Annotated in this window: 10 protein-coding genes and 1 pseudogene; 10 read left to right on the top strand and 1 reads right to left on the bottom strand. The window is 29.7% G+C overall.

The window, feature by feature from the left end:
- Window positions 1-48 precede the first annotated feature (48 nt).
- From dnaJ to OTBS_RS03255, 9 genes are all read left to right on the top strand, one after another.
- Complete coding sequence (dnaJ, locus tag OTBS_RS03295; protein WP_011944615.1) at window positions 49-1,182, top strand: molecular chaperone DnaJ; 1,134 nt, start codon at window positions 49-51, stop codon at window positions 1,180-1,182.
- A 68-nt stretch (window positions 1,183-1,250) separates the two neighbouring features.
- Entirely contained in the window at window positions 1,251-2,189 is a 939-nt protein-coding gene (rsmH, locus tag OTBS_RS03290; protein ID WP_011944614.1) for a 16S rRNA (cytosine(1402)-N(4))-methyltransferase RsmH, read from the top strand.
- Between the two features lie 40 nt (window positions 2,190-2,229).
- Window positions 2,230-2,490, top strand: coding sequence for a hypothetical protein (locus tag OTBS_RS03285; RefSeq protein WP_232488887.1), 261 nt, complete (start codon window positions 2,230-2,232; stop codon window positions 2,488-2,490).
- A gap of 426 nt (window positions 2,491-2,916) precedes the next feature.
- On the top strand, window positions 2,917-4,443 hold the full coding sequence (locus OTBS_RS03280) for a peptidoglycan D,D-transpeptidase FtsI family protein (RefSeq protein WP_232488886.1): 1,527 nt from the start codon (window positions 2,917-2,919) through the stop codon (window positions 4,441-4,443).
- Window positions 4,430-5,899, top strand: a complete 1,470-nt coding sequence (locus OTBS_RS03275) for a UDP-N-acetylmuramoyl-L-alanyl-D-glutamate--2,6-diaminopimelate ligase (protein WP_011944612.1) — start codon at window positions 4,430-4,432, stop codon at window positions 5,897-5,899. The genes OTBS_RS03280 and OTBS_RS03275 overlap by 14 nt, the downstream gene beginning before the upstream one ends.
- On the top strand, window positions 5,896-7,311 hold the full coding sequence (locus OTBS_RS03270) for a UDP-N-acetylmuramoyl-tripeptide--D-alanyl-D-alanine ligase (RefSeq protein WP_011944611.1): 1,416 nt from the start codon (window positions 5,896-5,898) through the stop codon (window positions 7,309-7,311). Before OTBS_RS03275 ends, OTBS_RS03270 begins: the two co-directional genes overlap by 4 nt.
- Complete coding sequence (mraY, locus tag OTBS_RS03265; protein ID WP_011944610.1) at window positions 7,301-8,392, top strand: phospho-N-acetylmuramoyl-pentapeptide-transferase; 1,092 nt, start codon at window positions 7,301-7,303, stop codon at window positions 8,390-8,392. Before OTBS_RS03270 ends, mraY begins: the two co-directional genes overlap by 11 nt.
- A gap of 249 nt (window positions 8,393-8,641) precedes the next feature.
- Window positions 8,642-9,367, top strand: coding sequence for a UMP kinase (gene pyrH / locus OTBS_RS03260; RefSeq protein ID WP_232488885.1), 726 nt, complete (start codon window positions 8,642-8,644; stop codon window positions 9,365-9,367).
- A 52-nt stretch (window positions 9,368-9,419) separates the two neighbouring features.
- Window positions 9,420-11,201 (top strand): ABC transporter ATP-binding protein, encoded by a 1,782-nt coding sequence (locus tag OTBS_RS03255; RefSeq protein ID WP_011944608.1) that lies wholly within the window; start codon window positions 9,420-9,422, stop codon window positions 11,199-11,201.
- A gap of 146 nt (window positions 11,202-11,347) precedes the next feature.
- Here the strand turns inward: OTBS_RS03255 and OTBS_RS03250 are convergent, their stop codons facing one another.
- Entirely contained in the window at window positions 11,348-11,935 is a 588-nt protein-coding gene (locus OTBS_RS03250; RefSeq protein WP_232489041.1) for an IS982 family transposase, read from the bottom strand.
- Between the two features lie 234 nt (window positions 11,936-12,169).
- On the opposite strand from OTBS_RS03250, the pseudogene OTBS_RS13955 reads away from it, so the two are divergent.
- Window positions 12,170-12,265, top strand: a pseudogene (locus OTBS_RS13955) (IS5/IS1182 family transposase); the annotation flags it as partial.
- Window positions 12,266-12,393: the final 128 nt, after the last annotated feature.

Here is a 12,393-nt window from a genome sequence, read left to right as displayed (position 1 = left end):
GTAAATTGTTTATATATTATAAAGTGTCATCAATAGAATAAATGTTATATGTCTGACTTAGATTATTATCAAGTTCTAGGAGTATCTAGAACTGCTTCTCAGGAAGAGATAAAAAGGGCTTATCGTAAGCTTGTTCTCAAGTATCATCCTGATCATAATCCTGGAGATAAAAATGCTGAACAAAAGATTAAGAACATTAATGAAGCATATGATATACTAAAAGATGAGAAAAAGAGAAGTGCATATGATCAATTAGGTCACCAAGCATTTAAAAACAGTGGTGGTGGAAATTATCAGCAACATCATGGGTTTACTGGAGGAATTGATCCAAATGATATTTTTGAAAATATATTTGGTGACTTCATGGGGGCAAGACGTTCATCAAAAACTGCTTTTTCTAAAAAAGCTGGAGCTAATTTAAAATATGATATTTCTTTAACTTTAGAAGAGGCATTTTATGGTGTAACTAAAATTATAAGTTTTAAAACAGCGCTGACATGTGATGCTTGTGCTGGAAAAGGTAGTTTAGATAACAATAGCACATCAAGTTGTCCTACATGTCGAGGAAGTGGAGTAACTAGATCTCAACAAGGCTTCTTCTTTTTTGAAAACACTTGTCAAACCTGTCGTGGAGCTGGGCACGTCATTAAAAACCCTTGTACAAAATGTTATGGTGAAGGCAGATATATTAATACCAGAAATCTTGAAGTTAAGATACCAGCAGGAGTAAAAGAAGGTAGTAGAATTAAACTTACTGGCGAAGGAGAAGCTGGAAGTAGAGGAGGTAAAACTGGTGATTTATATGTTTGCATAACACTTATTCCTCATAATACTTTTTCTGTTGACGGTAATGATCTACATTGCCAGCTTGATATTAATTGCACTACAGCTGCATTAGGTGGGGAAGTAGAGGTTGCAGATATAACAGGAAGCAAACTAAAACTTAAGATACCAGCTGGTACTCAAAATAATCATAAATTAAAACTTAGTGGTAAAGGAATGCAAATTTTGCATTCTGATCGCTGTGGAAATATGATTGTTCACGTTAATATCAAGGTACCAAAAAGTTTAACTAAATCTCAAAGAGAACTAATGATTAAATTAGATAAAGAGCTTAATGAAGCATCAGAAGAAGGGTTCTTAAGTAAAGTAAGAAATTTTTGGGCTAGTGGCAGTGAATAAGAATAAATTATATACCATTTAAGTAGTTGCTAGTAGTTTAAAATAAGTATGGTAAGGAAACAGTTGGATTGAATAACATTCATACTCCAGTGATGGCTACAGAAATGCTAAGTTATTTAGCCCCAGTAGATAATGAGACATATCTAGATTGTACATTTGGCACTGGTGGATATAGCAAACTAATTTTGTCAAATTGTAATTGTAAAATTATCGCTTTTGACAGAGATCCAGCTGTAATAAGCATTGCTAGCCAATTTTATCAACAATACTCAAATAGATTTACTTTTTTTAATGACAATTTTGTTGAAGCTAATAAGTATTTATCTAAATCAGCAAAACTAAACGGTATAGTAATGGATTTAGGGGTTTCATCGATGCAACTAGATGCTGCTAATCGAGGTTTTTCATTTCGTTATGATGCTGAGCTTGATATGAGAATGAGCCAAAAAGGATATAAGGCTTCAGAACTTGTCAATGAAGCCTCTGAACATCAATTAGCTGATATTATTTACAAGTTTGGCGAAGAAAATAAAGCTAATAAAATTGCTAAGCATATTGTGCTTGCCAGAGAAAAAAAACCAATTACAACTACTCTGCAATTAGCCAATATAATTAGAGAAGCCGTTGGATATAACAATTATTATAAAAAGAATAAAATTGATTCAGCTACAAAAACTTTTCAGGCTATTAGAATTTTTATCAATGATGAATTATCTGCTATACAAAACTTCCTTAATCAAAGTTTAGAATTATTAGCTGTTAACGGCAGACTTATTGTAGTTAGTTTTCATGCATTAGAAGATGCTATTGTAAAAAAGTTTATGCATCAAAACGCAGTAAAGAAAGTTGCTCAATCAAAATATAGTACTAATAAGCAATTACCTTTACAAAATGGAGTATTACATTTATTAACTAAGAAAATAGCAGTACCAACTAGAACAGAGATTATCAATAATCCTAGATCTAGATCAGCGAGATTAAGAGCAGCATTAAAAATTAATGAATAGTAAAATTATGTTGAATATTATAAATTGTGCCATTGTTATAATGATATTTATTGTTGGTTATTACCTATTCACAATAAAGAATGATGTAAATAATTTAAATTATCAATTAACTCAAATTGATAAACAGATTAGAGAAGAAGTTAACAATATTAATATTATTAAAGCTGAATTATCTCATTTAACTGCTCCAGATAGGTTAAGAAAACTATCTACTAATCATCTACATCTTCGCAATATTCATACATCTCAAATGATAGATGATTTACTATCAACTGAAGAGGGTATTAATAAAAACAGTTAACGAGATTATTACTACCTTTCAGATAATTGTTTTAAGACACATCAATTATTTGTTTAAATATAAATGATTAAGGTAGTTACAATATCTGAAAAGAGTATGTAATAGTTTAAAAATTTGGAAGAAAAAATATGTTAGCTATTTACTACACCTCACAGAATGTTACATCATTAGCAAATCAAGCTATATAACTACTAACTAGAAATGTTAAAAGCATTATTTAATAGCATCTTTAAAACGCTTATTGAATTACTCAGGACAGCTAGTTTTAATATTAATTATTTATTCTTTTCTAATCAGCCTAATTTAACGTTAAGAATTAGAATATTATTTGTAATATTAAGCTTTTTAGTTGCTTTTCTAGTTGTTGCTTTTAGAATTATCAAGCTTTCTACTTACAATTCCCAATATTCATACTGTAGCAGAAACATGCATTTTAAGCATAGAAAAGAAATTGTGGATAGAAACAATAATATATTAGCAGTAAACCTATTTGCTCCTTCAATCATAGCTCGTACAAAAAAAATTAGTTCTCCTGAAAGATTAGTAAAACAATTGCAATATGTTTTTACTGATATTAATGGAGATAAGCTTTTACATGCTCTAAAAAATAATAAAAATTTTGTTGTAGTAAAACGTCATCTTACGCCTACCCAACATAAACAAGTGTATGATTTAGGAATTCCTGGCTTAGATTTTGAAGAAGATTATAAAAGAGTTTATACATATGGAAATCTTTTATCTCATGTACTAGGTTATGTTAGTACCGATATGCGTGGTTTAGCAGGAATAGAGAACTACTATCATAACTATCTATCTAATAATGATTCTCAATTAAAAGAAGAAGAGTTAAATAAACCTCTAGTGCTAAGCATTGACATTAGAATACAAGACATAGTAAGCAAAGAACTAGATAAGACAATTAAAGATTTTAGTGCTATAGGCGGAGTAGGAATAGTAGCCGATCCAAATAATGGTGAAATATTAGCTCTAGTTAGCAAACCAGACTTTGATCCTCATTACCCAGCTAAAGCAGTTGGAAGACAATTATTTAATAAAGCGAGTCTAGGAGTTTATGAACTTGGTTCTGTTATGCATGCTTTAACTATTGCTATAGGTTTAGATACTCAAACTATAACTCTAAACAATACTTATGACCTTACAGATTTTAAAATTGATAATTTTAGAATCAAAGATTATAAAAATTTTGTAGGATATTATAATGTTCCGGAAATTTTTATGTATTCCTCGAATATTGGTATTGTCCAAATTGGATTAGATATTGGACAATTTAACTTAAAGAAATACTTCAAATTGCTAGCTCTAGACAAGACATTAAAAATAGAACTACCAGAAAAAGCAAATTCATTGTATCATGCTAATACATCCTGGAATAATATTACAACAGCAACAATATCTTATGGTTATGGTATATCTATTAGTCCATTACATTTTGTTCAGGCAATGATTCCTATTGTTAATGGAGGAAATTTGTATCCTATTACTCTAATTAAAAGAACGCCTAATGATAATCTTATATCCCAAAAAATATTGAGTAGTAAAACATCAAAAGAACTTAATAGTTTATTGCGTTTAGCAGTTAAACATGGTACTAGTAAAAACAGTGATGTAGTTGGATATCTTGTTGGCGGAAAGGTTGGTACCGCGAAAAAAATTAAAGATAGAAAATATGATAGCAATAGTATAAGGTCATCTTTTATTGGTATTTATCCATCGATAGCACCTAAATTTATTATATATTTAATGCTTGATGAGCCTAAAAGCAATAATTCAACTTACGAATTGACTAATGCAGCTGAACATGGCATTACTTCCGCTGCAGCTAAAATTATTTCTAAAATAGGTACGCTATATGGTATACAGCCATATCATACAGAAATGACTAGTGTTCAGAATCTTAAAACCAATAACAACTCTCATCATGGAATCAAATAATATCATTGAGATTATAAAAAAGCTAAATATAAGAAACATTGCTATAACAGCTCAATCAGCAGAACCTAATCAAATATTTTTTGCATTACCAGGGATATCTCGTCATGGAAACGATTTTATCGATATTGCTTTAGCAAATGGAGCTAGTCTAATTATTACTGATCAAGCACATATAACATCATATAGTAATGTTATAGTAGTAAAAAATATTACACTAGTTATGAAAGATATAGTTAATTACTTATATCCTAAATTTCCTAAATACTTAGTCGCTGTAACTGGTACTGATGGTAAAACTTCAGTGGTTAATTATTTTCAACAACTATGTATGTTAGCTGGTGAGCAAGCTGCTAGTATCGGCACGTTAGGAGTTATAACTACAAATGATCATTTAAATAAGCGATTAAATCAGAATAAGACAAAACCTGAATGTGCTACTACTATGAGCTATATTCAAACACGGTATCTCCTACATCAACTTGCTACTAATGGAATTAATTTTGTAGCATTAGAAGCTTCTAGCCATGGCCTTGATCAAAACCGCTTAATGGACATTAAATTTCAAGCGGCAGCATTTACTAGTTTTAGCCGTGATCATTTGGATTATCATAAAACTATGAATAAATATCTTGATGCTAAGTTAAAGCTTTTTAAAGAAAATATAGTTAGTAATGGCATCGCAATAGTCAACAATAACATTAATGAGTTATCAATTATTCAATCTAAAATCACTGATGAATTTGGTCTAAAGTTATTAAGTGTAGAACAACAAGGTGATATTCAAATTATCAATGTTCAAAGTTCATTAAATGGTCAAAAAGTACATTTTAGGTATAAGAATAGCGATTATAAATTTGAAGTGCTAGTAATAGGCAGGGTTCACATCACTAACATACTAATAGCCTTGTTATTAGCTGTTAATGCTGGATTTGATTCAGCAAAATTAATACCGTTACTATCTAATTTAAAACCAATTAAAGGCAGAATGGAGAAAATTCAATTTGGCAATTGTTATGCCTTTGTTGATTATGCTCTTACTCCCAATGCATTAGCAACAATGCTAACTGAGCTACGAACATTAAATAGTAAAGGAAGATTAATAACTATATTTGGTGGCAGTGAAAATAGAGATGCGATAGCTAGGAGAATGCAAATGGGAATAGTAGCAAGCAAATTATCTGACTTAGTAATAGTAACTGACCAAGATTCAGGAAATGAAGATCCAGCTGCTATTAGAAAAGAAATTTTGCAAGTAGCTCCATCAGCAATTGAAATTCCTAATCGAGGAGAAGCTATAAAATACGCTATCAGTATAATGGTCGACAATGATATACTACTTATAGCAGGTAAAGGTCATGAAACTCGCCAAGTGTTAAAAGGTCGTATAATTAATTATAACGACATGGAACAAGTAAAACTTCATCTAAAACAATTAAACAAGATGAGTAACCAATGAAATGCAATATATGGTCAGCTGCAGATTTAACAGCAGCACTAGGAGTGCCAGTAAATGTTAATGTTAATGTTAATGGCATTGTACAGTTTAATTCTAAAGATATACAGCCAGGGGATTTATTTATTGCACTGCAGTCTGAAAATGGAGGTGACGGACACCAATTTGTTAATGATGCTTTAGCTCGTGGTGCTGATGCAGTAATAGTAAGCAAGTTAATTGATAACAATGCAAATGATAAAATCATATTAGTCAACAATACAATGAGTGCGTTATCACAGCTAGCAAATTATCGACGTCAGCAGTTAAAAAATACTACGTTTATTGGTATTACAGGCAGCGTTGGCAAAACATCTACAAAAGAAATAATGTTCAAGGTGTTTAGTACATATTATAAAACTTTTGCAAGTCGTAAAAATTTCAACAATTTACTTGGTATGCTACTAAATCTTGCATCAGTGCCAATTAATACCGAATATGCTATTTTTGAATTATCAACGAGTAGTCCTGGTGGGCTTCAAAAATTAGTTAAAATTTTACCATTAAATATTGCTGTACTTACTAATATTAATTCAGCCCATACTGAATTTTTTAATTCGCTGGAACATTTAACAGAGGCTAAATGTGAAATTTTTAATGGATTAGTTAACAAAGGTATAGCAGTTATTAATTCTGACAGCATGTTTTACACTAAGCAGTTAGAGTACATTAATAAACTTGGTATTAATAATGTCTTTACCTTTGGAACACACCAAGAAGCTAATAGTAACATTACAAATTATTATTATGATGCAGATAACCAAAAATCTGTAATAAATATTAGTTGTAATGGTTATGATTGGCAATTTAATACTCAAATTCTAGGCTATGGTCAAGCATTCAACATTGCTGCAGTAATGTTAGTAAGTAATATTTGCAAAATAAATCTAAATAAGGTAACAGAAGTAATTAATACACTTAGAAACTATGAAGGCAGAGGTAAGATTTATTTATTAAATTTTCATTCAAACTCTTCGTTTATAATAGATGATTGTTATAATGCAAATCCAGCATCAATGAAAAATGCTTTAGATCTATTAGGGCAAATTAAGGCTAAAAGAAAAGTAGCTATTTTAGGTGATATGTTAGAGTTAGGCAATAATACTAAAGAACATCATTTAAATCTTGTTACTTACATTAAAAAGTACAATATTCATGTTATTGCTATTGGCTCTTTAATGAAAAATGTATATGAACTATTACCCGCTGAACTTAAGCTTAGTCATTATAATAATATTAATGAGTTGCCGGTTGATCAGTTGTTGCCATTACTACATGATAAAGATTATGTTTTAATTAAAGGATCAAACCGCATGAGGCTTTGGCAAGTCATCGAAAATTTACTTGAATCTGGAATGTTAAAAGATGCTATATAATTTACTCGTATCGCATATAAATAGCTGTTATATTTCTAATATTTTTTATAATGTTATAGTAAGAAGTGGAATAGCTATATTACTAAGCTTTAGTATATCATTTTCTCTAATTCCTATCCTAATTAAATATTTTAAGTATTGGAAAAATTTAGCACAGCCTATTAGAAACCTTGGGCATAAAAGTCATATAGCTAAAGCTGGTACGCCGACAATGGGAGGAATTGCAATTGTATTCTCAATAATAATATCAACCTTAATGCTGGCTGATTACAAAAATATTTATGTACTAACAACCATATTTGTAATGCTTAGTTTAGCAATTTTAGGATTAATTGATGATTATCAGAAAGTAACAAAGAAAAATACAAAAGGTATTAATGCTACTTACAAATTGATTAGCCAAATTATGGTAAGTGTAATTTGTTGTATGATTGTTAACTATAATCTAGACTCAGAAATAGCAAATCATTTAATAATTCCTTTTTTTAAGAAATTAACTATTGATTTGTCTATATTTTATATTCCCTTTGCTTTGTTTATAATTATTGGATCATCGAACGCAGTAAACTTAACTGATGGACTAGATGGATTGGTTACTGTGCCAATTATTATAGTAGCTTTCTGTCTAGGACTAATGTGTTACTTGGCTGACAATGCGCAATATATTAATATTAATCACTTGCAAATTTTGCATGTCCAACAAGCTTCAGAACTAACAGTATTATGTTCTGCTATAATTGGAGCAAGTTTAGGGTTTTTATGGTATAATATTCAGCCAGCCAAAATATTCATGGGAGATGTTGGTAGTTTATCACTTGGCGGTGCCATTGGTATAATCAGTGTAATTAGTAAAAATGAAATCAGGCTAGGTATCATTGGAGGCTTATTTGTAATAGAGGCTTTATCAGCTATAATTCAAATATATTCCATTAGATATTTGGGAGGAAAACGCGTTTTTAAAATGGCACCTATACATCACCATTTTGAACAAATAGGGTGGAGCGAATCTAAGATAGTAAGTAGATTTTGGCTTTTGTCAATAATTTTTTCATTAATTGGCCTGTCTAGTTTAATATTATAGCATTTTCTACAGTATTTAGAAGCAACTCAAGTAAATTATGATTGTGAAAATAACATATTACTATATAGTTTAAACAATCAAAAAGCCAGCATTTTATATCTAAAGCATATTTAATTATGGTATAAATAGCTAAACTCTTGATAAAAGCTTAAATTTCATCTTTAGTATGTATTAAATGAATTTCTCAAAAAAATAAATAGAGTTATAATCTATGAGAATGCAACTATGAACAACTTAAGGTATAACAGATTGCTTATCAAGCTTAGCGGAGCAGCATTAAAAGGAGATAGCAATACTGATAATTTTGATATTAAAAAGCTGAAATACATAGCTCAAGAAATATTAGCTATCAAAAATATGGGAATAGAGGTTGTACTTGTAACTGGAGGTGGAAATATTTTTAGAGGAAATAGTGCAGAGTATTGGAAGATAGAACGGGCTGAAGCTGATAACGTTGGAATGCTTGGCACTATTATAAATGCTTTGATGCTAAAGGCAGCATTAGAAAAAGAATCTAATTATAAAGTTAGGGTTATGAGTGCAATTAAAATTGAAGCAGTTGCTGAACCATTTATTAGATCTAGAGCTTTAAGTCATCTATACAAAGGATATTTAATCATTTTAGCTGCTGGCATAGGACAACCATTTATTACAACTGACTATACTGCTGCACAACGAGCATTAGAGTTAAGATGTGATGCCATGCTTGTTGCAAAGCATGGAGTAAATGGAGTTTTTGATTCCAATCCTAAAGAGGATACTAATGCAAGACAATATTGTACTTTAGCATATGACGACTTTTTAATTAATCAACTAAATATTATGGATCATTCAGCTGTGTTATTAGCAAAGCAGCATAATTTACCAATTCATATTTTTAACTTTGATCAAGAGTTAGCAGCAAAGAATATATGTTTAGGTAAGAATATTGGTACTTATATTTCTTCAAATACAAAAATGCAATTTTCAAATTAATAACAATGTTTTCATCGAGAAAAATTATAGCTGAAAATAATGTATCAATAACATGAATCATCATCAGTCAAGTATGCCAAATACCTTATTTAAGTTACTTGCGCATTTTTTTAAATATCATACTGGTAAAGCATGGTCATTAATTATTTTATCTATAATAATAGGAAGCTCAGTAGCAGTAGACAAATTGCTGCAAAAAAAAATAATTGATTATATCAACATAGCTAATAGTCCAACAGCGTCTGTGTTGCAAATTTTGGCTTTTTGGGTTCTCTTATATATCTTGCATCGTGAATTAATTAACCTGCTATATTGCGTTTACGACTATATTTATTTAAAATTTATGCCTACACTCAAAGGAATAGTAATAGATGAACTATATAATTATGTTCAGCACCATAGTCATAAATTCTTTGAAGAAAATGTTACTGGTAACATTGGATACCATATCACTGAAGCTGCTAGATCACTAGAAGAAGTTTTTGCTATATTTACTGAAAAAATACTCAGAAAATTAATAATTGCTATCAGTGCATTAGCAATCTTATACAGCATTCATTTTCTATTTTTTATTACATTTTTTGTTTGGTTAACCCTTTTCTGTAGTATAAGCATCTATTTTTCTAAGTATGTAAGTAATTATGCTAGAATATTTACTAAATGCAAAGCAACTGTAGTTGGCAAAATCGTTGATGCTATCACTAATGTTTCTTCAATAAAAATGTTTTTATCACATCACTTTGAGAGAAAATATTTGCATTCATATATTGGAGATATTACCACTAGTGAACAAAATATGCGATGGTTTATGTTAAAGCTACGCTATATTTTAGGGTTATCCTGTAGTATTATGTATTTTTGTATTATATGTGTATCAGTCTATTTAAAAATTAACCAATCTATAACTATTGGAGATTTTGTTCTAGTTATAGGCTTAGCTATGGAAACTGTAAATGAAATATGGGATTTAATATTTGAAATGTCTGATTTCTATGAAGAAGTAGGTAATTTTAACCAGTGTACATCGTTAATACAACCATACTTAGTACAAGATACTTATAATGCTCAAGATTTAAAAGTAACTAATGGATGCATTGAGTTTAAAAACGTAACTTTTAATTATAAAAACAATGATAATATATTTAATAGCGAATCTGTTACGATTCTTGGTAAACAAAGAGTAGGATTAGTAGGGTTCTCAGGTTCAGGTAAAACTACTTTTATAAATTTACTTAATAGGTTATATGATATTGAACATGGTCAAATCTTAATTGATAATCAAAACATCAAACAAGTAACTCAAAGTTCATTACGCAGTAACATAACTGTAATTCCTCAAGAACCGTTACTTTTTGACAGAACAATAAAGGATAATATAAGGTATGGCAATTTTAACTGTACAGATGAAGAAATTATTATGGCAGCTAAAAAAGCAAATATTCATGATATTATTATCTCACTACCGAATGGTTATGATAGTTTTTGCGGAGAAAGAGGAAAAAATTTGTCAGTAGGACAACGTCAAAGAATAGTTATTGCTAGAGCAATTTTAAAAAACTCTCCTATATTAATATTAGATGAAGCAACAAGTGCGTTGGATAGCATAACTGAAGCATTAATTAAAAAATCATTAGATTACCTGATGACTGATAAAACTGTATTAATAATTGCTCACAGATTGTCGACTATTCTTGACATGGATCAAATTATCGTTTTTGATAAAGGAAAAATTGTTGAAACTGGCACTCATGACACTCTTTTAAAAGCTGGCAAAGTTTACACTGAGCTGTGGAACTCTCAGATAAAAGGTATTATTCCAGATAATCCAAAGTAAATTTTAATTTATGTCTATGTAACAAGCTTAATAATGCCAGAATATGCTAAGGCAGAGCATGGAAAAGAAGAGAAGATAAGAAAATTAAGTTTAGAGATAGAATAACTAGCAAGAGAAGCAATTATATAAACCAAGAAGAACAGTGTCTAGTATGATCTATGGAGATGTTTTATAAATACAGACTCAATTAAAGAACGTTTATTTAATAACTTCTTATCTTGTATGTCCAATAAATATGTTTTCATATCTTTACGAAGATTAGTGAATAAACGTAGACCATTGGTCAGCAGTTGATGAAATAACTCCTTAGATATGTAAGCTTTATCACAAAACAATTTACCAGATAAACCTTTAGAAAAAACTGAAGCTACAGATGTGTCGCTTTTATTGCCTTTAGTAATTTTAACTGACATTATTTCGCCTTTATTATTGATTATAAGATGCAACTTAAAGCCTAAGAACAAGCCATAACTACTCTTAACAATTTTAGAAATTTTGTTAAAAACTCTATTGCTGAAAATGTGTTTGTTATGACAAATTGCTAACTTTGTAGAATCGATATAATATATACCAGTCTCTTCTCCTTTCAGATAATGCATTAATACAGCTAGCGGTAGTAACATTCTAGGCCACAGTTGTATTATTCTACTATAACTTGGTAAACAAAAGTATTCTTTATACTTATGACACAAGTAATATAGATAATAATTTTTAAAATCCTTGCATGGAGACAAATAAAAATATATCGCTATTGTTAATAACTCATCTAAGGACAACTTTCCATCTCTATTCCTTTGACTATTACTTGGTATTTATCTCTTTCTTTCCCACTCTTGATATATCTTACAAAAATTGTCTATTAAATAGTACACTGGTATAATACATTTTTTCATGTTGGGTTATTCCTTTTTTATTTAAATTTTCTTTTTAACTCAACATTAGACCTCTTTCGAAACTGGTTAAGGTAGTTCAAAATTATTGCTGATAAATATCGAAATAGACGTAAAAGATTCGGTCTTAGAGTTAATTTGATCTCTGGCATTTATAATTTTGAACTACCTTAACCAGTTTCGAAAGAGGTCTATTCTCTCTTTGTATACATTTTATTCTCTACTTTTCATATTTCCCATTATCTTAATCTGACGTTTATTAGAATTTTTAATAGAATTTCTAATTATTTCTAAAGCATTCA

This window comes from Orientia tsutsugamushi str. Boryong, from assembly GCF_000063545.1.
In the GTDB taxonomy this organism is placed as follows: domain Bacteria; phylum Pseudomonadota; class Alphaproteobacteria; order Rickettsiales; family Rickettsiaceae; genus Orientia; species Orientia tsutsugamushi_C.
This window is presented reverse-complemented; position numbering and strand designations above follow the sequence as displayed.